Origin of the sequence: Parageobacillus thermoglucosidasius, from assembly GCF_001295365.1 — a bacterium.
Classification (GTDB): domain Bacteria; phylum Bacillota; class Bacilli; order Bacillales; family Anoxybacillaceae; genus Parageobacillus; species Parageobacillus thermoglucosidasius.
Genome location: NZ_CP012712.1, coordinates 2,868,024 through 2,892,032, shown reverse-complemented (window position 1 = coordinate 2,892,032; position 24,009 = coordinate 2,868,024). Strand labels below are relative to the sequence as shown.

The 24,009-nt window shown below is 45.2% G+C and carries 28 protein-coding genes, 1 other RNA gene and 1 riboswitch; of the genes, 25 read left to right on the top strand and 4 right to left on the bottom strand.

The window, feature by feature from the left end; genetic code table 11:
• The first annotated feature begins 285 nt into the window (after positions 1-285).
• From AOT13_RS14205 to AOT13_RS14180, 7 genes are all read left to right on the top strand, one after another.
• A complete protein-coding gene (locus AOT13_RS14205; protein WP_003250050.1) occupies positions 286-540 on the top strand; it encodes a CotD family spore coat protein in 255 nt (84 codons plus the stop codon).
• Positions 541-766: 226 nt separating this feature from the next.
• Positions 767-1,063 (top strand): cell division regulator GpsB, encoded by a 297-nt coding sequence (gpsB, locus tag AOT13_RS14200; protein ID WP_003250052.1) that lies wholly within the window; start codon positions 767-769, stop codon positions 1,061-1,063.
• 115 nt (positions 1,064-1,178) lie between these two features.
• Positions 1,179-1,577: RNase P RNA component class B (gene rnpB, locus AOT13_RS14195), an RNA gene on the top strand.
• A 145-nt stretch (positions 1,578-1,722) separates the two neighbouring features.
• A complete protein-coding gene (locus AOT13_RS14190; RefSeq protein ID WP_232511534.1) occupies positions 1,723-3,453 on the top strand; it encodes a putative bifunctional diguanylate cyclase/phosphodiesterase in 1,731 nt (576 codons plus the stop codon).
• Between the two features lie 151 nt (positions 3,454-3,604).
• Positions 3,605-3,775 (top strand): hypothetical protein, encoded by a 171-nt coding sequence (locus AOT13_RS20650; protein ID WP_013400665.1) that lies wholly within the window; start codon positions 3,605-3,607, stop codon positions 3,773-3,775.
• A 281-nt stretch (positions 3,776-4,056) separates the two neighbouring features.
• Positions 4,057-5,997 carry an ATP-dependent DNA helicase gene (locus AOT13_RS14185; RefSeq protein ID WP_042383762.1) on the top strand — a complete coding sequence of 647 codons (1,941 nt, stop codon included), beginning with the start codon at positions 4,057-4,059 and terminating at the stop codon, positions 5,995-5,997.
• Between the two features lie 93 nt (positions 5,998-6,090).
• Positions 6,091-7,599: a carboxypeptidase M32 gene (locus AOT13_RS14180; protein ID WP_003250056.1), complete on the top strand. Its 1,509-nt coding sequence runs from the start codon at positions 6,091-6,093 to the stop codon at positions 7,597-7,599.
• A 39-nt stretch (positions 7,600-7,638) separates the two neighbouring features.
• Here the strand turns inward: AOT13_RS14180 and AOT13_RS14175 are convergent, their stop codons facing one another.
• The 3 genes from AOT13_RS14175 to AOT13_RS14165 are packed head-to-tail and all read right to left on the bottom strand — an operon-like array spanning position 7,639 to position 9,938.
• Positions 7,639-9,288 carry a b(o/a)3-type cytochrome-c oxidase subunit 1 gene (locus tag AOT13_RS14175; RefSeq protein WP_042383760.1) on the bottom strand — a complete coding sequence of 550 codons (1,650 nt, stop codon included), beginning with the start codon at positions 9,286-9,288 and terminating at the stop codon, positions 7,639-7,641.
• Positions 9,289-9,759, bottom strand: coding sequence for a cytochrome c oxidase subunit II (locus AOT13_RS14170; RefSeq protein WP_013400666.1), 471 nt, complete (start codon positions 9,757-9,759; stop codon positions 9,289-9,291).
• A 29-nt stretch (positions 9,760-9,788) separates the two neighbouring features.
• The gene (locus tag AOT13_RS14165) at positions 9,789-9,938 is read right to left on the bottom strand and encodes a cytochrome c oxidase subunit 2A (protein WP_013400667.1); all 150 of its coding nucleotides are present in this window, start codon (positions 9,936-9,938) and stop codon (positions 9,789-9,791) included.
• Between the two features lie 390 nt (positions 9,939-10,328).
• Positions 10,329-10,430: riboswitch (purine riboswitch) on the top strand.
• Between the two features lie 125 nt (positions 10,431-10,555).
• Here AOT13_RS14165 and AOT13_RS14160 point away from each other — a divergent pair.
• The 15 genes from AOT13_RS14160 to AOT13_RS14100 all read left to right on the top strand — a co-directional run bounded on the left by AOT13_RS14160 (position 10,556) and on the right by AOT13_RS14100 (position 22,125).
• On the top strand, positions 10,556-11,143 hold the full coding sequence (locus AOT13_RS14160; protein ID WP_003250059.1) for a xanthine phosphoribosyltransferase: 588 nt from the start codon (positions 10,556-10,558) through the stop codon (positions 11,141-11,143).
• The gene (locus AOT13_RS14155; protein ID WP_042383757.1) at positions 11,140-12,447 is read left to right on the top strand and encodes a nucleobase:cation symporter-2 family protein; all 1,308 of its coding nucleotides are present in this window, start codon (positions 11,140-11,142) and stop codon (positions 12,445-12,447) included. The genes AOT13_RS14160 and AOT13_RS14155 overlap by 4 nt, the downstream gene beginning before the upstream one ends.
• 111 nt (positions 12,448-12,558) lie before the next feature.
• A complete protein-coding gene (locus tag AOT13_RS14150) occupies positions 12,559-13,632 on the top strand; it encodes a type III polyketide synthase (RefSeq protein WP_013876828.1) in 1,074 nt (357 codons plus the stop codon).
• Positions 13,632-14,198 (top strand): isoprenylcysteine carboxyl methyltransferase family protein, encoded by a 567-nt coding sequence (locus tag AOT13_RS14145; protein ID WP_035501964.1) that lies wholly within the window; start codon positions 13,632-13,634, stop codon positions 14,196-14,198. The genes AOT13_RS14150 and AOT13_RS14145 overlap by 1 nt, the downstream gene beginning before the upstream one ends.
• A 91-nt stretch (positions 14,199-14,289) precedes the next feature.
• A complete protein-coding gene (locus AOT13_RS14140; protein WP_042383755.1) occupies positions 14,290-17,976 on the top strand; it encodes a dynamin family protein in 3,687 nt (1,228 codons plus the stop codon).
• A 224-nt stretch (positions 17,977-18,200) separates the two neighbouring features.
• Positions 18,201-18,479, top strand: coding sequence for a YpbS family protein (locus AOT13_RS14135; protein WP_003250064.1), 279 nt, complete (start codon positions 18,201-18,203; stop codon positions 18,477-18,479).
• Positions 18,476-19,312, top strand: a complete 837-nt coding sequence (locus tag AOT13_RS14130; protein WP_003250065.1) for a sulfurtransferase — start codon at positions 18,476-18,478, stop codon at positions 19,310-19,312. The genes AOT13_RS14135 and AOT13_RS14130 overlap by 4 nt, the downstream gene beginning before the upstream one ends.
• 65 nt (positions 19,313-19,377) lie before the next feature.
• The gene (locus AOT13_RS20645) at positions 19,378-19,518 is read left to right on the top strand and encodes a hypothetical protein (RefSeq protein WP_013876830.1); all 141 of its coding nucleotides are present in this window, start codon (positions 19,378-19,380) and stop codon (positions 19,516-19,518) included.
• Between the two features lie 90 nt (positions 19,519-19,608).
• Positions 19,609-20,124 carry a TlpA disulfide reductase family protein gene (locus AOT13_RS14125; RefSeq protein ID WP_003250066.1) on the top strand — a complete coding sequence of 172 codons (516 nt, stop codon included), beginning with the start codon at positions 19,609-19,611 and terminating at the stop codon, positions 20,122-20,124.
• Positions 20,125-20,250: 126 nt separating this feature from the next.
• A complete protein-coding gene (locus AOT13_RS19680; RefSeq protein ID WP_013400675.1) occupies positions 20,251-20,382 on the top strand; it encodes an FbpB family small basic protein in 132 nt (43 codons plus the stop codon).
• Positions 20,383-20,437: 55 nt separating this feature from the next.
• On the top strand, positions 20,438-20,581 hold the full coding sequence (locus AOT13_RS14120; RefSeq protein ID WP_003250067.1) for an acid-soluble spore protein N: 144 nt from the start codon (positions 20,438-20,440) through the stop codon (positions 20,579-20,581).
• Positions 20,582-20,621: 40 nt separating this feature from the next.
• Complete coding sequence (gene tlp, locus AOT13_RS14115) at positions 20,622-20,855, top strand: small acid-soluble spore protein Tlp (protein ID WP_003250068.1); 234 nt, start codon at positions 20,622-20,624, stop codon at positions 20,853-20,855.
• A gap of 114 nt (positions 20,856-20,969) precedes the next feature.
• Positions 20,970-21,386, top strand: a complete 417-nt coding sequence (locus tag AOT13_RS14110; protein ID WP_003250069.1) for an acyl-CoA thioesterase — start codon at positions 20,970-20,972, stop codon at positions 21,384-21,386.
• A gap of 14 nt (positions 21,387-21,400) precedes the next feature.
• On the top strand, positions 21,401-21,724 hold the full coding sequence (locus AOT13_RS14105) for a hypothetical protein (protein ID WP_003250070.1): 324 nt from the start codon (positions 21,401-21,403) through the stop codon (positions 21,722-21,724).
• The gene (locus AOT13_RS14100) at positions 21,721-22,125 is read left to right on the top strand and encodes a hotdog fold thioesterase (protein ID WP_003250071.1); all 405 of its coding nucleotides are present in this window, start codon (positions 21,721-21,723) and stop codon (positions 22,123-22,125) included. The genes AOT13_RS14105 and AOT13_RS14100 overlap by 4 nt, the downstream gene beginning before the upstream one ends.
• Before the next feature lie 103 nt (positions 22,126-22,228).
• Here the strand turns inward: AOT13_RS14100 and AOT13_RS14095 are convergent, their stop codons facing one another.
• Positions 22,229-22,516: a HesB/YadR/YfhF family protein gene (locus tag AOT13_RS14095; RefSeq protein WP_003250072.1), complete on the bottom strand. Its 288-nt coding sequence runs from the start codon at positions 22,514-22,516 to the stop codon at positions 22,229-22,231.
• A 138-nt stretch (positions 22,517-22,654) separates the two neighbouring features.
• Here AOT13_RS14095 and AOT13_RS20640 point away from each other — a divergent pair, with 138 nt between their 5' ends.
• The 3 genes from AOT13_RS20640 to AOT13_RS14090 all read left to right on the top strand — a co-directional run bounded on the left by AOT13_RS20640 (position 22,655) and on the right by AOT13_RS14090 (position 24,007).
• Positions 22,655-22,792, top strand: a complete 138-nt coding sequence (locus AOT13_RS20640) for a hypothetical protein (RefSeq protein ID WP_013400676.1) — start codon at positions 22,655-22,657, stop codon at positions 22,790-22,792.
• A 114-nt stretch (positions 22,793-22,906) separates the two neighbouring features.
• The gene (locus AOT13_RS20165) at positions 22,907-23,047 is read left to right on the top strand and encodes a hypothetical protein (protein WP_155267343.1); all 141 of its coding nucleotides are present in this window, start codon (positions 22,907-22,909) and stop codon (positions 23,045-23,047) included.
• Positions 23,048-23,065: 18 nt separating this feature from the next.
• On the top strand, positions 23,066-24,007 hold the full coding sequence (locus AOT13_RS14090) for a magnesium transporter CorA family protein (RefSeq protein WP_003250073.1): 942 nt from the start codon (positions 23,066-23,068) through the stop codon (positions 24,005-24,007).
• Positions 24,008-24,009: the final 2 nt, after the last annotated feature.

Sequence of the window (24,009 nt, the reverse complement as noted above, 5' to 3'; positions counted from 1 at the left end):
TTGCGAATCTTGTAGAAAAGACAAAAAATATGTACAATTGCTTCGGGGGAGATAAAAAACAAAAGCGATGGCGGGGAGAAAACGATGCGGAGCATGTACAAAAAAATTTTTTATTTGTTTTTTATCATCATATGCTTGACGTTGGTTGTTTTTAAAAACTTGACGTAATGTAGCGGTTTTTATAGACGAATATGGAAAAATGGGTATCTACACTAGTACGTGTCCGCTCCTTTCATCATAGGCTAGTATTGTAAATAAGCTTATGAAAAGAAAGGAGAATCGGATATGCATTGCGTACCGCATGTAGTGGCGCCGATTGTTCATCCGCCGAGATGTTGTGTGCAGCATCATTTCCAAGCAACGGTCGTACCACACATTCATCCATCTCATACGACACATGTCAACCATCACCTTTTCCAACATCAGCATTATTTCCCGCATACGGAATCGGTTGTCAATCAAGTAGCGAACCAGCAATTGTTTTGCGGAGGCCCTGGTCCGGGTCCGGGTGGTCCTGGCCCGTTTCCATGGGGGTATTAACCGAGGTGAAACAGGAACCGTCAAGGCGGTTCCTGTTTTTTAGCAAGGAATTCGATATATGTTGGAAACTGTAAAAAGAAAATTGCGCCATTTTGCCCATTACGTTTTCCGATTAACACGCTATTATAGAAGAGGCGCGGACAGCGAAGCGCAAATTGACAATCGGTTGGATTTCTGAAAAAATAAAGTAAAGACAATAGCGGAATGCGAAATTGAGGTGAAAGTGATGTTAGCCGGTCGTATTAAATTAACGCCAAAAGATATTTTAGAAAAAGAATTTAAAGTGAGCATGCGGGGGTACAATCAAGACGAAGTCGATCAATTTTTGGACATTATTATTAAAGATTATGAAACATTTCAACAAGAAATTGAGCAGTTGCAGCAAGAAAACGCTCGTCTGAAACGGCAAGTGGAAGAGCTGCAAAAACGGCCGTCTGCCCAAGCAGGAACGACAAATTATGATATTTTGCGGCGGCTGTCCAATTTAGAAAAACATGTATTTGGCAACAAATTATACGATTAATTTTTTATGCGCGCCAATGCAAAACAGCGTTTGTTGAATACATATAGATAGAAAATTTTTTCATTGAAATCACTCCAAAAATAAACTATACTACAATATGCACAGGACGTTAATAATGTTCGGGTAATCGCTGCGGCAGCATTGCCGTAGAGGAAAGTCCATGCTCGCACGGTGCTGAGATGCCCGTAGTGTTCGTGCCTAGCGAAACCATAAGCTAGGGCAGTCTGGCGCAACGCTGGGCTGACGGCGGGGAAAGAACCTAAGTCCCGTTGTGGGATATGGTTCGATTACCCTGAAAGTGCCACAGTGACGCAGCTCTAAGGGAAACCTTAGAGGTGGAACGCGGTAAACCCCACGAGCGAGAAACCCAAATGATGGTAGGGGCGCCTTCCCGAAGGAAATGAACGGAGGGAAGGACAGATGGAATTTTTCCATCTGTAGATAGATGATTACCGCCGGAGTACGAGGCGACAAGCCGCTAGCAGTACGAAGGTACAGAACATGGCTTATAGAACATTATTAACGTCTGCATATTTCGTGAAAAGCTCTCCTTTCGCAAAGGAGAGCTTTTTATTTTTGCTTTCCTATCCCGCACTAAAATCGCTATAATCACAGTGTAAATATGTTTTATATTTCCAGTAGTGATGGAAGGGAGAGGGATGGAAGTGCATGATTATTATCGAAAGCTAATCGATGTACATACATTTGCCGGCATTGCCAAAAATATTCTCGAATATTCCAGTGAAAGCATGATAGTGACAGACGCACAAAATCGCATTTTATTCGTCAATCCGGCGTTTGAAATCGTTACCGGATACAGCGCGGATGAAGTGATTGGCAAAAATCCGCGCATTTTGCAATCAGGAATGCATGATAAATCATTTTATGAAAAAATGTGGAATGCCCTCAACCAATATGGAGTGTGGAAAGGAGAAATATGGAATAAGCGGAAAGACGGGGAATTGTATCTGGAGTGGCTGACGATAAGCGCAGTAAAGGACCAACAAGGGAATGTGACGAACTATGTGGCGATTTTTTCCGATATTACAGAACATAAGCGAAATATGGAGCAATTGACAAAACTGGCCCTTTACGACCCATTAACCAATGTGCCGAACCGCTATTTGTTCGAAAAACGACTGGAAAGCATTATTCGAATGTCCAAAAAACATAATCAGTCATTTGCATTATTATTTTTAGATTTAGACCGCTTTAAAAACATTAACGATACGTTAGGACATCACATGGGAGATATGTTATTGAAAGAAACGGCACAACGCCTTAACGGAATGCTGCGAAAGCAAGATACGATCGCGAGATTTGGCGGGGACGAATTCGTCATTATTTTGCCAAACTTAAAACATATCCGCGAAGCGGTATATATGGCGGAAAACATCATTGAATCATTAAAAAGGCCGTTTAACGTTAACCATCAAGAAGTGTATATATCGACCAGCATCGGAATCAGCGTTTACCCATATGACGGAACAGATAAAGAAACATTGATACGCATGGCGGATCGCGCAATGTACCAAGCAAAAACGAACGGAAGAAACCAGTTTGTTTTGTATCATGACGGTATGAACAACAATGGCAGACATTTGTTTCAACTGGAAACTGCATTAAGGAAAGCGTTTGACTTGGGAGAATTTGCGCTTTACTATCAGCCGCAAGTTGACATGAAAACAAAGCAAATTCGCGCGGTAGAGGCGCTGATCCGATGGAATCATCACGAAAAAGGGGTTATTTCTCCAGGACAATTTATTCCGCTTGCCGAAGAGTCAGGCTTAATTACGCCGATTAGCGACTGGATTATCATGCAAGCATGTGAAGATTTGAAACAATTGCAATGGCAATTTCCTTATGTGAAAATGAGCATCAATATTTCTCCCATCTATTTTCAGCAAATCGATTTTTTGGAGAAATTGCAAAAAACGATAGAATCGGTTAACGTGAATCCGCGTTCGCTCGAGCTGGAATTGACGGAAAGCGCCATTATGCCTCATGCTGACCAGTCGGTGGGAAGGCTCACCACGTTAAAAACAATGGGAATCAGCATTGCGATCGATGACTTTGGAACGGGATTTTCCTCATTAAGCTATTTGCATCGTTTCCCGATTGATGTATTGAAAATCGATCAAAGTTTTATCAAACAATTATCTCAATACCAAGAAGACTTGGCTATTGTCAAGGCGATTATTATGATGGCGCACAGCCTGCAAATCCAAGTGGTGGCGGAAGGCGTGGAAACAGAGAAACAGTATCAAATACTAGAAGAGCAACGTTGTGATTTTGTCCAAGGATATTATGTGTCAAATCCGCTGACCATTGGCGAGCTGTATGAATTTTTAGATATGTGGAATCATTTTCGCGCTGATCAGTGCATTTAAGATCATTCAACGGCTGGCGGGGCCGCATGATAGCAGTGAAACACGGATTCGATAAAATCGCAATATTGCCATTTAGCAGAGAATGAGAAAATCCCTTTTTGCATATAATACGGATATTACAATGAATATTTTTGCAAGAAGGGGATATGCGATGAGACACTCTTCCATTGACTGGATCAAAATTTCCGAAGCGCTCGACCATGCGTATGAATTTTTAGTGCAGCAAAGCGCCGAAGATGAGCATTTAAAACAAATTGAAGCGGCAAAAAAAATGTGGAAGCAGGCATTTGCGTACCGCATATCTAGTTCTCTGAAAGCATAAAGTAAAAGTAGTCGGAAAGTTTGCGCACGGCTCATTTCTTAATTTATTGACTTCTGTTGCACGATCAATCATAATAATATCTTGTTAGACTTTTTCACAAGATCGCTGGCGCGCGGAGAAACAGGCACTGCGCGCTGCCAAAATGCTGTTTTTTGCTAAACAATCAGTTTGTGTGGGCCATTAAATCTTGTAAAAAACAAATAGCGAGTTGCATCGGACAGATTGGGACAGAAGGAAAAGGTTTTATTATATTTTTTATATTTTTGGAGGGTTTTTGGACGATGAGCCGTGAGCGCTATCCTTTTACGCTAGAAAAAAACGAAAATTTTTTTGATAAACTAGGCGAATGGATTGGCGATGTCTTTTACGACATTTTGCCAGAAGCGGGGTTTGAGCTGCGCGATGAACAAATATATATGGCGTTTCAGCTTGAACGCGCATTTCGCGAGAAAAAAGTAATGTTTGCCGAGGCGGGAGTCGGCACCGGAAAAACGATCGTTTATTTGCTTTATGCGATTTGCTACGCCCGTTATACAGGGAAGCCTGCCATTATTGCCTGTGCTGACGAAACGCTTATTGAACAGCTTGTAAAAAAAGAAGGAGATATTGCGAAATTATCGAATGTGCTAGGTTTGCAGATTGACGTCCGCTTAGCGAAATCGCCAGATCAATATTTATGCTTAAATAAACTTGATGAAATCGTCATGTATGATGACAAAGATATCGAGCTTTACGAACAAATTTACGACGAGCTCCCGGCGTTTGTTCATGATAATAAGCCGCTGCAAGCATTCTATCATTATGGCGATCGCAAAGAATACGCCCATTTAAGCGATGAACAATGGCAAAAAATCGCGTGGGACCCGTTCCAAGACTGCTTTACGTGCGAAAAGCGCCATCGCTGCGGGCAAACATTATCGCGGGAATATTATCGGAAAGCGACGGATTTAATCATCTGTTCACATGATTTTTACATGGAACATGTTTGGACATATGAAGCGCGTAAACGCGAAGGGCAGCTCCCGCTTTTGCCAGAGGCAAGCTGTGTTGTCTTTGACGAAGGGCATTTATTGGAGTTTGCGGCGCAAAAAGCGTTAACCTACCGGATGAAAGAAACAACGTTGGAAACGCTGCTGACGCGGCTGTTGGAAAACGATATCCGCGAAGAGCTTGCTTATTTGATCGAAGAAACGTTGCAAGTAAGCGTACGATTTTTTGATGAGTTGAAAACATGCTCCAAAGAAGTGGCCGGCTCGAACCGCCAAGAAATTTCCTTTTCGCCGAAATTGCTTCGCCTTGCCAAGCAATTGCATGGAAAAATTGTGGAGATTGGCAATGAGCTTGTGTTTGAAAGTGAAACGTATACAATTGACCATTATCAATTAAACATTGTCGATGAATATTTAGATCAAATTGAATACTCGCTGGATTTATTTATGAATAACGCTGATGCCATTACGTGGCTGGAGTCGTCCCGGCAAGAAACGACCCTTGTTGTGATGCCGCGCACCGTGCAGGAAGTATTACGGGAAAAAGTGTTCAGCAAGCGCATTCCATTTATTTTTTCCTCTGCCACACTATCAAACCGCAAATCATTTCAATATATTGCCGAAAGCCTTGGAATTGATGAATATTTATCGTTTAGCGTAGACTCGCCGTTTGATTACGACAACCAAATGACGATTTTTATGCCGGCGTTTACGAATGATGAAAACTTATTCTCACAAAAATATGAGTATGCGTTGCGCAAAATTCGCGAAACAGAAGGGCGGGCGCTTATTTTGTTCCCGTCAAGACAAGAGTTGCAACAATTTAAGGAACTAGCGGGCGGTGAGAAACAATTCACCTTTTTGTTTGAAGGGGACAAAGAAATTAGCGAACTTGTCGCGACTTTCCAAGCAAATGAAGAAACGATATTATGCTCGGAACATTTATGGGAAGGATTGGATATTCCGGGGCCATCGCTATCGAACGTCATTATTTGGTCGCTTCCTTATCCGCCGAACGATCCGGTATTTCAGGCGAAGCGAAAGGCATATGACGATCCGTTTTGGGGTGTCGATGTGCCGTATATGTTACTAAGGCTCCGGCAGGGAGTGGGCCGCTTGATCCGCACCCACGGAGACCGCGGCATCGTATCGATTTTTGTGACAGCTGATGAGGACAAGCGGGTGATTGAAGCAATTAAGGAGGTACTGCCGACAAAAGTGAGGGAAGAATAATTTCTTTCCTCTTTTTTTATCGCGAAAAAGAGGAAATCCGCTCTTGATCATGGAAATATTATCAATGCAAGAAAGGATACAGGAGGAAACAAAATGATCAAGAAAATAGAGGAACAGTTTTTGCAATATGTGAAAAAAATGATGAGCTATAATGAAGCGATTCAATTAATGTATTGGGATCTGCGGACAGGCGCCCCAAAAAAGGGAGTGGAACAACGTTCGGAAGTGATCGGCATTTTGTCGCAAGAAGTGTTTAAAATGTCCACATCGGAAGAAATGGCTGCTTTCATCGCCGAATTGTCGCCAAAAAACGCGTATGAGCAGCTTTCGGAAATCACCCGTTATACGTTGGAAGAATGCAAAAAAGAATACGAACGAAACAAAAAAATTCCGGCAGATGAATATAAAGAATACGTCGTGCTGCAATCGAAAGCGGAAAGCGTATGGGAAGAAGCGAAGGCAACGGCGGATTTTGCCTTGTTCCGCCCGTATTTAGAAAAATTAGTGGAATTCAATAAACGATTTATTGAATATTGGGGATATGAAGGAAACCCGTACAATACGCTGCTTGATTTATATGAGCCTGGAATCACGGTGGATGTGCTGGACGAAGTGTTTCAAAAGCTGCGCGAACATATTGTTCCGCTTGTGCAAGAAGTGGTCGCGTCTCCAAACAAGCCGGAAACGTCGTTTTTGTTCCATCCGTTTCCAAAAGAAAAGCAGCGTGCTTTCAGTCTGGAATTATTGCGAGAGCTTGGTTATGATTTTGCGAAAGGCCGGTTGGATGAAACAGTCCATCCGTTTGCGATCGGCCTCAATCCGAACGATGTCCGGATAACGACACGGTATGATGAACGCGATTTTCGCACTGCCATCTTTGGAACGATTCATGAATGCGGACACGCTTTATACGAACAGCATATTTCAGAAGCGTTGATCGGCACGCCGTTATGTACGGGTACATCGATGGGCATTCATGAATCGCAGTCACTATTTTACGAAAACTTTATCGCCCGCCATTATGCATATTGGAAACGCAATTATCCGCGTTTGCAGCGATATGCTCCTGATCAGTTTTCCGGCGTGCCTCTCGACGCGTTTTATCGCGCGATTAATGAAGCAAAACCGTCGCTTATCCGCATCGAGGCCGATGAATTGACGTATCCGCTGCATATTATTATTCGCTACGAAATCGAAAAAGGATTGTTCAATGGAACGGTCGAGGTAAAAGATTTGCCGGAGATTTGGAACGGTAAATACGAGGAATATCTCGGCATCCGGCCAGACAATGACGCGGTCGGCGTTTTGCAAGATGTCCATTGGTCTGGCGGCAGCTTCGGCTACTTCCCGTCTTATGCGCTCGGCTATATGTATGCCGCCCAGTTCAAGCACGCGATGTTAAAGGATTTGCCGCATTTCGACGAATTGCTTGAAAAAGGGGAATTGTCGCCGATTCGCGAATGGCTGACAGAGCGGGTGCATCGCTTCGGGAAAACGAAAAAACCGCTGGAAATTTTGCGAGACGCAACGGGCGAAGGATTAAACGCCGACTATTTGATTCGCTATTTAGAAGAAAAATATAAAGCGATATATCAGGTATAAACAAATCCCCCTCCTGTTTGCAGGAGGGGGATGGTTTTATTACCATAGTTTATACCCTTTTGATCCCGGCGGCGCGTTTTGAATCATGTCGACAAACGGAATCGTGTAAGCGACTAAAATGAGCGCCACAGTAATTCCAAGCCATAATTTCCAGTTTTCCATCGCAAGCGCTGTGCGTTCCGCCGGTTCTGCCGCTTCGGCGACCGGAAACTCTGTTTCCCCTTTTGGTGCGAAAAACGCTAAGTTCGTGACAATTACAAGAACTAAAATAATGCCGATGAATAAAATCGTTCCGCCGACCGCTTGGGCAATTTGATACGGAATCCACTCAAGCGCTTGCGGCGAGTTTCCGTAAGTGGAAAACGCCGAACGACGAGGCGCCCCAAGCAATCCGGCAAAATGCATCGATCCGGACATAAACGTCATGCCGATCGCCCAGACGATGGTTTGAATAATAGCGAGGCGGTTCATCGCTTTCGTCATGACGCGGCCGCTCAAATGCGGAATGAGCCAATATGCGGCGCCAAAGAACGTCAGCACAACGGTCGTTGCCACGGTTAAATGGAAATGCCCCGTTACCCAGATCGTATTGTGGACGACTTGGTCCAATTGGTGGGAAGCGTTAATAATTCCGCCGGCACCTCCAGGGATAAAGAACAACATTCCGACAAACGGCGCGAAAAAGCGCGCGTCCCCCCAAGGAAGTGTGCGGAGCCAGCCAAATATTCCCTTTGCGCCTTTGGAGCGCCCGTATGATTCAAATGTCGCGAACATGGCAAATGCAGTCATTAACGACGGAATGACAACTATAAATGTTAAAACAACTTGCACGTATTTCCAAAACGGCGTAATGCCTGGTTCAAGCAATTGATGGTGGAATCCGACAGGAATCGAGAAAAACAGGAACAATATAAATGCTAAACGTGCTAACGAATCAGAGAAAATTTTCCCGCCAATCACTTTTGGGATGACGACATACCAAATCATATAAGCTGGCAGCAGCCAGAAATAGACGAGCGGGTGCCCAAAATACCAGAACAACGTCCGGCTGACTAAAATATTGATTCGGTCTGTGATGCCGAGCGACCATGGCAACAATTGAATTAAAACGGTTGCAGCAACGCCCAACGTGCACACAAGCCATAAAATCATATTTGTTACAGACATAAAGGTAAGAAGCGGGCTTGCTTTGCCAGGGTTTTGTTTTTTCCAGCGGGCATAATGTGCGAAAATGGCAAAACCGCTAATCCAGCTGCCAACGACAACGAGCGTTAAGCCAAGATAAAAACCGGCATGTGCTTGCAATGGCGCATAGAATGTATAAAGGACAGCAGCTTGCCCGGTTAAAATGAAAAACGCCGTCATTGCCGTGCCGATAGTCATTGTCCAGAAGCCAACCCAGCCCCAAAAACGGACACGGTCGGAAAACGCTCCGGACGTCCGGCTTACTGCGGCAAATTGGAAACCGATAATAAAGAATGTTGTTAAGACAAGGCCAAGCAATACGCCATGTGTCGTTAAAATTGTATAATAGCTGATGCCTGCCGGCAAATTAAATTTTCCTGAACGCACTAATGTTTGCAATAATCCTGCCAATCCGCCCAATGCGAGCGCGATAAATGCGACATAAAGATGCGCCAGCGCCAATTTTGCGTCACGACGGTCTACTTTCATTGTTTCTCCCATCATTTAATCCACCACCTTAATTCGTCCAGTCATCACATGGTGACCGGCACCGCAATATTCATTGCAAAGGATCGTATATTCGCCTGTTTTATCGAACGTTTTTGTTAGCGTGTTAATATAACCAGGCTCCACCATCATATTGACGTTGGTGCCAGCTACTTCAAAACCGTGGATCACATCTTTTGATGTCACATTGATTGTCACTTTTGCCCCTTTTGGAATTTCAATTTGGTTTGGCGTAAATGCGAAGGCAGATACGACAATGTTAAGTTGATATTCATTATTCCCGGTCTTCACTAATCCAGGTTTGTCAAACGGCGGTGTTTGATCTACCTTTTCCGGATCGATGGTCGTCAAACAGCTTGGCGGCTGATTGCCTTCGGCGAATGCGCTTACGCCGATGACGGTTAAGAAGACGAAAAGACAACCGATTCCGAACGCAAGCCAAATTTTCTCGTATTTATGCAGATGCATTCGATATCCCCTCCTTTATAAATCCCCACTTATAAGCGGTGCAAGAATAAGAAATAAACGCTAACCCATGAAAAAATAATGAAAAATCCGAGCAAAAACACGGAGGCGAGCGTGCCTTTTAGCGGCGGCTCTTTCTCTTTCATTTTTGGACTTGTTTGTTGTAATTCCGCTTTGGCCATTTTTATCCCCCTTTCCAAAATGCTCTTTTCACTTTCATCATACAAAATCGTTTGGAAAATGGTAGGAGTATTTTACTAGTTCACAAATTGTTCATTCCTTACTTTTTCACTATGATAATATAAAAAAATTGATATAACAGTGATTTTCGTCACATGCGGCAGAAAAAATGTGAAAATATTGTGAACACCGACATTTCCAATAGGATTTTTTGACAAGTTTCTCCACTTTTTATTGCCATCTGCCACGGGGAAGCATGGAGGAAAAACAGTGATTGTCGGACGGTGTTTTCATTCATTATTTCCGAACTATAAAGTTTTTTTGTCTTAAAATGTTCGTGAATATATGAAAACCGCTTTTCAAACGGAAAAAATCATGCTATACTGCTAATAACTTTATATTGCTGACTCACTCATATAATTGCAGGAATATGGCCTGCAAGTCTCTACCGGCCGACCGTAAATCGGCCGACTATGAGTGGCAATGTCAGAGCGGCATGACTAGGCGAAAGCCAATGGCATTCGTCTTGGCTGTTTTTTGCTTAAAAGACATTGCCTGACTCATTTGATGGGTGAGGCCAGTGTTTTTTAAGCTTTTTTATTTTTTAAGGAGGAACGGTATGCGCGAGTTAATGAAAAAGATTGTCGAAGAAGGAAAAGTGCTTTCCGAACATGTGTTAAAAGTGGATCGCTTTTTGAATCATCAAGTAGATCCTCAACTGATGAAAAAGATTGGCGAAACGTTTGCCAATGCGTTTCGCCATGAAGGAATTACAAAAGTGCTGACGATCGAGTCATCTGGCATTAGCCCTGCCCTGATGACAGCTTATGAATTAGGTGTCCCGTTATTAGTGGCACGTAAACGAAAGCCGGTAACACTTTCGGAAGATGTGTATACAGCAAAAGTGTATTCATTTACAAAACAAGAAGAAACGGAAATTTTCGTTTCCCAGTCGCTTCTCCGCCGCCAAGATCATGTTTTGATCATTGATGATTTTTTAGCGAATGGCCAAGCGGCTTTAGGCCTTACGAACATCGTCCAACAGTCAGGCGCTTCTGTGGCCGGAATTGGCATTGTGATCGAAAAGGCGTTCCAAGATGGCGGGCAATTGCTCCGCTCGCGCGGATTTCGCGTCATGTCACTAGCGCGAATTGCGTCAATGCGAGATGGAAAGGTCCAATTTGTGAAAGAGGTGATGTACCAATGAAAACAGTTCAATTGGGCTCATTAGGGATTCAACATGTACTCGCTATGTATGCAGGCGCGATCATCGTTCCGCTTATTGTCGGAGGGGCGCTGCAGCTTACGAGCGCCCAGCTGACATATTTAGTGGCGATCGACTTGTTTACGTGCGGAGTGGCGACACTGTTTCAAGTGTGGAAAAATAAATTTTTCGGCATCGGTTTGCCTGTCATGTTAGGATGTACGTTTACCGCGGTCGGCCCGATGATTGCGATCGGCAAGCAGTATGGGCTGTCCGCGGTGTATGGGGCGATTATCGCAGCGGGGCTGTTCGTGGTTATTATTGCGAAGTATTTTAGCAAATTGCGTGTTTTGTTTCCGCCGATTGTTACCGGATCGGTCGTTACCATTATCGGCCTTACGCTAATTCCGGCAGCGATGAATAATATGGCAGGCGGGCAGGGAGCCAAGGATTTCGGGGATATCCACAATATCGCGCTTTCATTTGGAGTGCTTTTATTCATTGTTGTTTTATACCGGTTCTTTACGGGATTTATCCGTTCGATTGCTATTTTGTTAGGGATGGTCGCCGGGACGATCGCGGCAGCATTGATGGGAAAAGTGGATGTCAGTGCGGTCACGGAAGCTTCGTGGGTTCACATCCCCCATCTTTTTTACTTCGGCGTTCCGACATTTAATGGGACAGCCATTTTGACAATGGTGCTTGTAGCGATCGTCAGTCTCGTCGAATCGACAGGAGTTTATTTTGCGCTCAGTGATATTTGCAACCGAAAATTGTCGGAAAAAGATTTGGCCAGCGGTTATCGGGCAGAAGGGTTGGCGATGATCATCGGCGGTTTGTTTAACGCGTTTCCGTATACGACATATTCGCAAAACGTCGGCCTCGTCCAGCTGTCAGGAGTGAAGACGCGGAAAGTCATTTATGTCGCCGGAACGATGCTGATTGTGCTCGGATTGGTTCCGAAAATCGCCGCGTTAGCAACCATTATCCCAGCACCAGTGCTCGGCGGCGCGATGCTGGCGATGTTTGGCATGGTCATTGCCTACGGAATCAAAATGTTAAGCCAAGTCGAGTTTGCCTCGCAAGAAAACTTATTTATCATTGCCTGTTCGGTCGGCATGGGGCTTGGCGTCACGGCAGTTCCGAACTTGTTCGCCGAGCTGCCGGCAAGCATCCGGATTTTGACAGACAGCGGCATTGTTGCCGGAAGTGTCACAGCGATTGTGTTAAACATATTGTTTCACGTCATTCCGAATAAGAAGCGCATCAAACCGGCTTCTTCTGCATACCAACAGCAAGTATCATAAAAATCCGCTTCCTTTTCACAGGAAGCGGATTTTTACATATAAACGGAATAAACGCAACAATTGGTAACAAGATAACAATAAAGGAAAAGCAAAAAAAATCGAGGTGTTTTTATGCCAGCAATCTTATCTGTCGGAATCGCGGCAATGCCTTATCAAGTTAAGCAAGAAGACATAAAGCAATATGTTAAGCAGTTATTTGCGCAATCGTTTTCTTCGATAGACCGGCTTTTAAAAGTGTTTGAAAACGGAGAAATCCGATCGCGGTCATTCGTCCGGCCGCTGGAATGGTATAAAGCGGAACACCGGTTTGCGGAAAAAAATGATGTTTATATAGAAAGCGCGGTTCAATACGGATGTGAGTCGATCCGGAAATGTTTGCAGCATCCGGCATTTTTGCCAAAACCAATCGCATATGAGGAAATAGACGCGATTTTCTTTATCTCCTCAACAGGTTTAGCGACTCCAAGCGTGGAAGCGCGCATCATGAATGTGCTGCCATTTTCCCCGCATACGAAGCGGATTCCGATTTGGGGGCTAGGATGTGCGGGAGGAGCAGCGGGCATTGCGCGTGCCTTTGAATATTGTCTGGCGTTTCCCGAGGCAAAAGTGCTGGTGGTTGCGGCGGAATTTTGCAGTTTAACGTTTCAGGCAAATGATCGTACGAAAAGCAATTTAATTGGGACATCTCTGTTTTCCGACGGCGTGGCATGCGTATGCATTGCGGGGGACAAAGCGGCGGATGCAGGCGTTCGCCCGCGCGTGATCGCGGCACAATCGGCGCTTATGCCTGATTCCGAAGAAGTGATGGGCTGGGACATTCGCGATGACGGCTTGTTCGTTGTTTTTTCCAAAGATATTCCTTCACTTATTCAGTCATGGTTAAAACCGCAAGTGCAATCGTTTTTGCAAAAACACCATCTGTCGATCAGTGATATTGATCATTTTATTGCCCATCCGGGCGGAAAAAAAGTCATCGATGCATATGAAGCGGCGTTGCGGATCCAGAAAGAGAAAACAACGGTATCATTTCAAGTGCTTCAAGAGTTTGGCAATATGTCGTCTGCGACAGTGTATATGGTGCTGGAGCGGTTTATGAAAACTTCGATTCCAGCAGGCGACTATGGATTGTTAATTGCGCTCGGCCCTGGATTTAGCGCGGAAATGATTTTACTTAAGTGGGAGTGATGAGGGTGGTGTTTTATCTTTTCTTTTTGTTTATTGTCATTGAGCGCATCATCGAACTTATGATAGCAAAACGGAATGAACGGATATTAAAAGCAATGGGGGCAAGAGAATTTGGCGTTCGTCATTATCGTTGGATCGTTATCATGCATATATTGTTTTTGTTTTCGTTTGCCTTTGAGTCGCTGGCAAAAGGAGCGGCTCTTTCCCCATGGTGGCCGCTTCTTTCCGGCTTATTTGCTGCTACGCAAGGATTACGGGTTTGGACATTGTGGTCGCTCGGGCGGTTTTGGAATACAAAAATTTTAGTGCTGCCGAACGCGGAAGTGGTTGCGAAAGGACCGTACCGCTGGCTGCGCCATCCAAACTATGTAGTGGTTGTGCTCGAAATGTGGCTCATTCCGCTGATGTTCCAAGCGTACGGGACGGCGCTTGTTTTTTCCGCCATTAATGCGGTCATGTTGGCGATTCGGATCGATATGGAAGAAAAAGCGCTGAGATCATTGACTAATTACGCCGACCTATTGGATGAGCGCCCCCGTTTTTTGCCGCTTCGCCCCGTCAAATAGAGGACGGGATTTTTTTATATTTTTTGTATTGGGAAAAGTGCGTAAATACAGTAAAATGTTTGTATATGATATAAACGCGAGGGGGTTGGACATGGGATCAGTCACTCAGCAAACATCGTTAGCGCCATGGCTTAAAAAAATAATCGATGTGCATGATATATTCATTGCCCACGGCGATGAAACAAATGCGAAAAAAGCGAAGCAGCTGCTGGAAAAAGCGGCAAACGAACAATTTGCCATCGCTTTTTGCGGCCATTTTTCCGCAGGAAAATCGAGCATGATTAATGCTCTTCTTGGTGAACCGTTATTGCCGTCAAGCCCGATTCCGACAAGCGCCAATCTTGTAAAAGTGAAATCAGGGCAGGAATCCATTCGTGTGTTTTACAAACATGAGCCGCCAGCGGAGTATGAGCCGCCATATGATCTTGAATTAATTCACGCGCAATGCAAAGACGGGGATGCGATTGAATTCATCGAAGTATGCCGGCAAACAGCAAGCATCCCAAACGGAGTCGTGATAATGGATACACCGGGCATCGATTCGACCGATGACGCGCATCGGCTCGCCACCGAATCGGCGCTTCATTTGGCGGATGTCGTGTTTTATATGATGGACTACAACCATGTGCAGGCGGAATTAAATTTTCAATTTACGAAAGAATTAACGGGTTACGGAAAAACGTTATACCTTGTGATTAATCAAATCGATAAGCACCGCGACAATGAGCTGTCGTTTGCCGAGTTCCGCCGCTCTGTCGAAGAAGCGTTTCAAACGTGGGGCGTCAAGGTGGAACGCATATTTTTTACTTCCTTGAAAGCGGCGAATCATCCGCATAACGAATGGGATAAGCTAGTGAAATGTTTTCAGCAGCTTTTCCAAACAAAAGATGAACTCCTTTTGTACGGCGTGGAAATTGCGCTGAAGCGGCTTGTTGATGAACACGTTCGTTGGCTTGCGGAGAAAGATGCGGAGGAAGAAGCGGCGATCCGCGCCCGCCTTGCCGCGCTTGGAAGCGATGAAACGGAAAAAGAGCAAATACGAAAGCGCCTCAACCAGATGCAAGAGGAACGCAAACAACTGGAAGCGATACATATCAACTTGGAAACGGAATTTCGCCAAGAGCTGGATTCTCTGTTGGAGAACGCCAACATCATGCCGTTTGAAACGAGGGAACTGGCGAAAGCGTATTTGCAATCAATGCAGCCAGATTTTAAAGTCGGTTTTTTATTTGCTAAAACCAAAACCGCGCAAGAGCGGGAAAAACGGCTGGAGGCGTTTTATAAAAACGTAAAAGAAAAAGCGGTTTCGCAAATCGAGTGGCATGTTCGCGAGCTGTTGCTCCGCTTCCTGAAAGCGCACGATATCGGGGATTCTGCCTTATTGCACCGCTGCCAGCAATGGACGGCCGATTGGGAAGCGGATGTTTTAAGCGGACTGGTGAAAAAGGGGGCGGGCGCTTCTGGGGAAGCCGTCCTCCATTATGCGAACGATGTTGCATATGAAGTGAAAAAACGATATCAAACCGCAGCGATGCAGCTGTTTGGCCAATTATTGGAAAAATGGCAGGAACAAACGGAAGAAAAGCGCCGGCGGCTTGAAAACGAAATCGCGTCGGAAAACGAAAAATATGAATGGATTCAACGGATCGATCACCTGCAAAAAACGCGCAAACAGGTGCATGAACAGCTTGTTCGTTTGCTGGCGTCCGACCGTGTTTTAGAAGAGGAAGATCATAAGCGGCTTGCGGTGTTGACGGCCCCGCCCGCAATGAGAAAGCGCAAACGTTCATCACTGGCGGTTCCTGCGGGACAAATTCAGGAAAAGAAACATCCGCGCATCCAAGAGCGAGCGCTCAGTCAGGGAGAGCCGGCGCGGCAAACATTGCAAAGAACGGCGGAACGCCTGCGAAAAGCGGCAAAGCTTGTCGCCGGATTCCATGGGATGAATCGGTTTGTTCGCGAATTGGCGGAAAAAGCCGAGCGATTGGAGCACCGTACATTTACCGTTGCGCTTTTTGGGGCGTTTAGTGCCGGAAAGTCGTCATTTGCCAATGCGCTGATTGGGGAGAGGGTGCTGCCGTCATCGCCGAATCCGACGACCGCGACGATTAATAAAATTGTCCCTCCGACCGAAGAATGTCCGCACGGCACGGTGGTTGTCCAAGTCAAAAGCGACCAACAGCTTTTTTCCGATGTTCAAGCTTCGCTCCGCCATTTCGGGATGAAGGTGGAAACGTGGGACGAAGCAATGGCAGCGTGCGGGAAGATAGCGGGCATGCAGGTGGATGCCGCGCACGACAAACCGCATCATTCTTTTCTTCAAGCGGTTCTTTCCGGGATTGAGCGCATGAAAGGCGACCTCGGCCGCAAGCTTCGCATCGGGATTGCTGAATTTGCGAAATACGTTGCCGAAGAAACGACCGCTTGCTTTATTGAATCGGTCGAGCTGTATTATGATTGTGCGCTCACTCGCCGGGGAATAACGCTTGTCGATACGCCCGGAGCCGATTCGATTAACGCAAGGCATACAGGTGTTGCGTTCGAATATATAAAAAATGCGGATGCGATTTTGTTTGTCACTTATTATAACCATGCGTTCTCGAAAGCCGACCGCGAGTTTTTAATCCAGCTTGGGCGCGTCAAAGATACATTTGCGCTGGATAAGATGTTTTTTATCGTCAACGCCGCAGATTTGGCGAATTCACCGGAAGAACTTAACGCGGTGCTGGAGTATGTCGAAGAACAGCTCGCTCAATTCGACATTCGTTTTCCGCGCCTTTACGCACTTTCGAGCCGTTTCGCCCTTGATGAAAAAACAGGCAGAAAAGCGGATGAAGGATACGGTTTCTTGACGGAATCGGGTCTCCGGCCGTTTGAAGAAGATTTTACCCGTTTTATTTCTGAAGAGCTGGTGGAAGTCGCGATTCAAGGCGCATATGCTGAAATGAAGCGCGCGCATCAGACGATTCTCGACTTTATCGATGCCGCGCGGCGAAGCAATGAGGAAAAAGCCGCCAGACAACGCGCGCTTTCCCGGGAACAAACGGCGGTTCGCGAGCTGCTTGACTCCGTCGCCATTGACCATGACGTACACGCCATCAAACAAGAAATTGCTGAGCTTGTTTATTACGTTAAACAGCGCGTGTCGTTCCGCTTCAACGACTGGTTTAAAGAATCGTTCAACCCGGCTGTGCTGCGCGACGACGTCCGCGATATTCGCCAGGCGCTTCGCACTTGTTTGCAAGAATTGCTGCATTCTGTCGGGTTTGACTTGTCACAAGAAATGCGCGCGACAAGCTTAAGAATTGAGCGATTTTTAAAAGAACGTCTTCATGAACGCTTTGTGGAGATATGCGGCAAACTTAATCAGATCCATCAAGGAGTGCCGCTGTCGCCGCCAGAATCGGTTTCGTTTCCGACACCAGAATTTCCGGACGGTTTAACGCAAATCGATGAAGCAAGATTTTCAAAAGCGTTGTCGATGTACAAAAACGCAAAATCGTTTTTTGAGCGCGATGAAAAACGTTATATGAAAGAAGAAATGGAAAAGCAAATACAAGGGCCGATCGGCGATTATGTCGCAGAACAAGAACAACGCATGTTTCAGTTTTATAAAGAGCAATATGCTGCGGCGATGAAACAATTAACTTCGTTTCTTCTGCAGCAAATCGATGACTATTTTTCCGGTTTGCAAGCAACACTATCAGCGGAAGTGGATGTTGAACAGCTGCATCATTGCGAACGGCAGCTGGCGAGTTTATTAGAAGAGCAACAATAAACGCCATTTTCGTCGGGATGGATGAAGCAGATTCACTTGCTGGGTGCGCCGTAATCGGCAGAAAAGCTGGCAGAGAAGCGGCCGGCGCCCGCTTGTCCGGGATTCCAAAAACGGGTAAAGGGGTTTATACTTATTTTGTCAGCGGCTTGGTTGCGTTTCCATTTTGCTGTTGCACGCCAAAGCCGCACGTTCACTTGTTATGGAAAAGGGAAAGGAAGATTGGAATGAGTGAAGTTCATGAAGCGATTACCGCCCATATCCAAAAACAGCATGCGGTCATTAAGCGTTTTGTGCAGTTAGAGGCAGAACGGGAACGCTATATTGATGAAGCCGTTATGCTTTGCCAAAAGGGGTTGCCGTTTACTGTCGAAAAAATTAATGAAGTAACGAAGGAAATGAATGAGTTGGCAAAACACGGCGTTGTGCCGCAGCGAAAATACGTGACGGCCGAAATGGTAAAAGAATATGCGGAGCGTTTAACAAAGCAAGGGGGAGAGAAATGAGCTATATTGTTTCACACGAATGGCTGGCAGAGCGGCTCGGCCGCGAAAATGTCCGCATTATTGACTGCCGCTTTTATCTTAATGATCCAGCTCGGGGATTAAAGGAATATAGGAAAGATCATCTTCCTGGCGCGTTATATTTTGATTTAGAAAAAGATTTATCCGCTCCTGCCGGCAAACACGGTGGCCGGCATCCGCTTCCGCCCGTTGAAGAATTGGCAGGAAAGCTATCAGCAGCGGGAATTGATGAAACGGTTACCGTTGTTGCATATGATGATCAGGATGGGGCGATGGCTTCACGGTGTTGGTGGCTGCTTCGCTATCTTGGGCATGAATGGGTTTATGTCCTTGATGGAGGCTATACAAAATGGAAAAAATCAGGATATCCGGTCACAGCGGAGGTTGCTGCCGTTAAACCGCGGTCATTTCAGCCCCGTCTTCAGCCTTCGTGGTTAGCGACTGTTGATGACGTGCGCCGTGCGGTTCAAGAGTCATCAGCGATCATTATCGATTCACGGGAATGGAAGCGATACGCAGGCAAAGAAGAGCCAATCGACCGTGTTGCCGGACATATTCCGGGAGCTCGCCATATGTTTTGGAAAGACTGTGTAACGGATGAGGGAAATTGGAAAAGCCCGCAAGAGCAAGCGGAGCGTTTTTCCGGAATCCCCAAAGATGCTCCTATTATCGTGTACTGCGGTTCTGGAGTGACAGCATGCCCTAACGTGCTTGCATTGAAAGAAGCAGGTTATGCGAACGTGCGATTGTATGCCGGGAGTTGGAGTGATTGGATTTCTTATCCAGAGAATCCGATCGCGACAGGGGAAAAATAACAACATCATTTTTTCATCATTTACCTATACTATTGTTGTACCCTTGTTGTAAAGGAGGAAGACAAATGGGCCGCACAAAATTCGGCAACGCCAATGCGCAACGAAACAACAACGCCAAGCAAAAAAACGGCTTTCATCATGAATTTGCTTCTTATGCGGAAGCAGAAACGAAAAAAATGGAAAACGAACATAAAAACATCCGCTAACCGCTCAACGGGGTTGTCTTATGGACGCCCCTTTTTGCTTTTTTTCTTTGCGATTTTATGCTTTAATAAAAGCGAGCGGGAGGGAAATAAATGAAAAAATTCATCGCTGTTATTTTGCTGCTTGCCATTACCGGATATGGCATTTGGAACGCGCTTGCCGCTGAAAAGGCAAAGGAAGTTGGCCTTTCTGTTGGCAATGTTGCGCCGGATTTTTCGTTGCGGACGCTCGATGGCCAAGCGGTGCGTTTATCGGATTTTCGCGGGAAGCCGGTTATCGTCAACTTTTGGACGACATGGTGCCCGCCATGTAAAAAAGAAATGCCTGATATGGAAAAATTTTATAAAGCTTACCATTCTGAAGTGGCATTGCTTGCTGTTCATTTAACGTCGCAAGATACTCGTGAAAATGCAAAGTCATTTGTCAGCGAATATCAAATATCATTCCCGGTTGCGCTTGACGAAAAGAAGAAAGCGCTAAAGTTGTATCAGATTCAAACGATTCCGACATCATATATCATTGACCGGGATGGGGTCATTCGCAAAAAAATTGTCGGTCCGATGACGTATAAACAGATGGTGGAAGCAACGGCGGAGTTCCGCAAGTGAGAGCATCTTTCCATGGAAAGGTGCTTTTCTTATTTTCCTTGCGTTATTTTTCAAAAAGTTGTAATAATTTTTATCTATTTTGGGAATTAATGAAATTAAAATAATAATTGAGGGGAGGATGAAAAAATGCGAAAAACCCGTAAAGTAACATTTCGAGAATTAATCATGGAAAATAAACGGCAATTGCTGAATGACCGTGAAGCAATGGAAAAAATCGAAAAAAAATTGGAAGAAAGAATGTTAAAAAAAGCAGAATAAGCCATGCATAGCGGTCATCCGGGCGGACAGACTAGATGGTGAGGAGGCGAAGCGCATGAGCAATCCAAGGGGAAACCCAAAACATTTCAATCCGAACCATCTAGGCACCCAACCTCGTGCCGCCGGAGGCAATAAAGGAAAACAAATGCAAGATCAGTCTCGCCAACATGCTCAAGTGATACAAACGAAAGGCGAGTAATGAGGAAAAAAGCAATGACAAGCACGAAGGAGGAAGCGTGATGGCACATCATCGCCCAAACCCGGATGACCGCAGCGACAATGTCGAAAAACTGCAAGATATGGTACAAAATACCATTGAAAATATCGAAAAAGCAGAGGAAACGATGCAATTTGCTTCCCCGGAAGAACGGGAGCAAATTCGCGAAAAAAATCAACGCCGCGAAGAAGCGATCGCGGCGATGCGCGCCGAAATTAAAGATGAAGCAGCGGCACGCGAAAGCGGCTATCGGTAATGCCAAAAACGGAGTGATCCTTATCATAAGGATGACTCCGTTTTTTTATTTCTTAAAGCATAGAGTATGATAAGATATAGTTGTTCTTGAAGATGGTAACGGAGGGAGAAAGGAATGAAAGTCGTTGAAAAACAAATTGAAGTACGTTATGCGGAAACCGATCAGATGGGGGTGGTTTACCATGCCAATTATCTCGTCTGGATGGAAGTCGGGCGCACGGAGCTGATCAAACAGTTAGGCTTTCATTATGCCGATATGGAGAAAGAAGGAATCATTTCTCCCGTTGTCGATCTGCAAGTTTCCTACAAAAAACCGCTCCACTACGGGGAGACGGCGACCGTCCGCACATGGATCGAATCTTATGACGGCATTCGCGTCACCTATGGGTACGAAATTTTAACGCCGGACGGAGAAATTGCCGTGACGGGAAAATCGCAGCATGTTTGCGTCAAGCGCGATACGTTTCGCCCGATTGTCATTCGCAAATATTTTCCGGATTGGCATGAAGCATATGAACGAGCGAAAAAGTAAAGGAGATACATACGATGGCTTTCGGCATCCGCAGGCAGGAATTAACCGAATGGAAAGAGAAAGTAGAAAAAGGGGAAATCGCGTTCTTAACTCATTATTGGTATGACGAACGGTTTCCGCAATATACGACGGTAACAAAAGTCGGTTGTTCAGACATCGAAAAACTTGCCGCATGGGGAGAAAAATACGGATTGCGCCGGGAATGGATCCACAAGCGCAATCGCTTTCCGCACTTTGATTTGCTTGGAGAAAAGCAAATCATGATTTTGCGGCAAGAGGGTTTGGCTGATCATCTGAAACGGTTTCGGTTAGCAAGTAAAGGGGAGGGAGAAAAGTGAATTTGGCCCATTTAAAAGAGATCGGGAAAGGAACGCTATTAGAAGCATTAGGCATTGAGATTACCGAGCTGGGAGAAGGGCGCGTGGTGGCGACGATGCCGGTTGATTACCGTACGCATCAGCCGTTCGGGCTTCTTCATGGCGGCGCGTCTGTCGCCTTGGCGGAAACGGTGGCAAGCCTCGGCGCATATGCGCTTGTCGACCAAGAAACGGAAAGCGTCGTCGGTTTAGAAATAAACGCCAACCATATCCGCGCCGTCCGGAGCGGCACTGTCACCGCAACAGGCACTATCCTTCACCGCGGCAAAAGGACGATGGTATGGGATATTAAAATCGTCGATGAACAACAGCGCCTCGTCTCTGTTTCGCGTTGTACGATTGCCGTGATCAAAAAAAGCTAGCTTTTGCTAGCTTTTTTATTTTTAAGCATCAGCAATGATGAAAAAAAACGGAGGGATTTCACCATTCCCGATCCGTCTTTTCCCAAAACGCAGGCGCAGAAGTTTATTCAATGACAAAAACCGGCTCATTTGCCTGCTCATTAAAATCGATGACTAAATTATGGCCATCAAAATACCATATGTCACGATCTTCAACAAAAAAGGTGATTCCATCGATAGTTGTTTGCGCTCCTGGCTCGATCGGGTCATCTTTGGCCACACCGAGAGAAAACCCTTTTTGTACAGTGCTGCATCCGCCGTAGCGCGCGAAAAAGCGGACGGCATCGCCATTTTGCAGATTAAGTTCTTCCTTGTACCATGTGAATGCTTTTGGTGTCAAAATAATTTCCATTTCCGCACCCTCCTTGTTTTTATTATAAAGGGAGAAAGCGATACTATGTAAAAAGTTAATGAATATCTGATGACATTTTTGACTAAATCGTGTTTCATTGGCAAAAAGTAAAAAGAGAAGTGAAAAAGGAGGGCAACAATGAAGAAAAAACAGCCGTTTCCGCTGAGTTATGAGTCCGATGGAGCGATGGGAAAAAAACAGAAAAAACGATCCAATAGCGGCAAAGTGAAACAACATCAGCGTGATTTTTTTAACACAACGCCATCGAGTGAATAAAGAAAAAGTAGCCGGCAGGCTGCTTTTTCTTTGGAAACCCTCTATACAAATGCGCCATTCAACGTTATTATTAATCGAGGAATACTTTTTACGAAAGGAGTGACGTTTTCGTATATGAGTAGTCGAAGTTCGAGTGAACCAGAGCCGGAATATAGCGGGGGAGCGCCGTCTTCTTCTTTTTCGATCATCGAGCTACTCATCGTACGAAAACGGGCTCCGATCGAAAAAGGAGAAGAGCAAACTTCCTCGCGATGAAAAGGAGGAAGGATGCGTATGATGAAAATGTATTTATCCGATGCCAACGGCAAAATGACAGAAATTGATGAAATTAAAAATGGCTGCTGGATTAACCTAGTAGCGCCGACGGAAGACGAAATCCGCTATATCGCTAATCATCTGGATATTCCGATCGATTCGATCAAAGACGCGCTCGACGATGAGGAGCGGTCGCGCGTCGAAAAAGAAGACAATCACGTGTTGATTATCGTCGATATTCCGATTGCCGCCAATGATGAAGTAGATGGGCCAATGTATGAAACGATTCCGATCGGCATGATCATCACCGATAGATGCTTTATAACCGTTTGCCTTCAAGAAAATCCGATTTTTGAGGAGTTTTCCAAAAATAAAATCAAAAATTTTTACACATTCATGAAGACGAGATTTGCGTTGCAAATGTTATATATGATCGCGACATATTATTTGCGCTATTTGAAACAAATTAACCGAAGAACGAGCGAAATTGAAAAAGAACTGCATCAGTCAATGAAAAATAAAGAGCTGTTTTCGCTTCTCAGCATGGAAAAAAGCTTAGTATATTTCATGACATCGCTCAAAGCGAACAATGTTGTGATGGAGCGCTTGTTGCGCCTTAACTACTTGCGCATGTACGAAGATGACCAAGATTTGTTGCAAGACGTCATTATCGAAAACAAGCAGGCCATTGAAATGGCGGAAGTATACAGCAGCATTTTAAGCGGAATGATGAACGCGTTCGCTTCGGTCATCTCGAATAACTTAAACATTGTCATGAAGTTTTTAACGGCGATCACGATTGTCATTTCCTTGCCGACGATGGTGGCGAGTTTTTATGGCATGAATGTGCCGATTCCGTATCAGCATTCCCCATATGCGTTTATGGTGGCGATGCTGATCGCTGCTTTGTTGTCGACGGTTACTGCATTTATCTTTTGGAAAAAGCGGTATTTTTTATGATG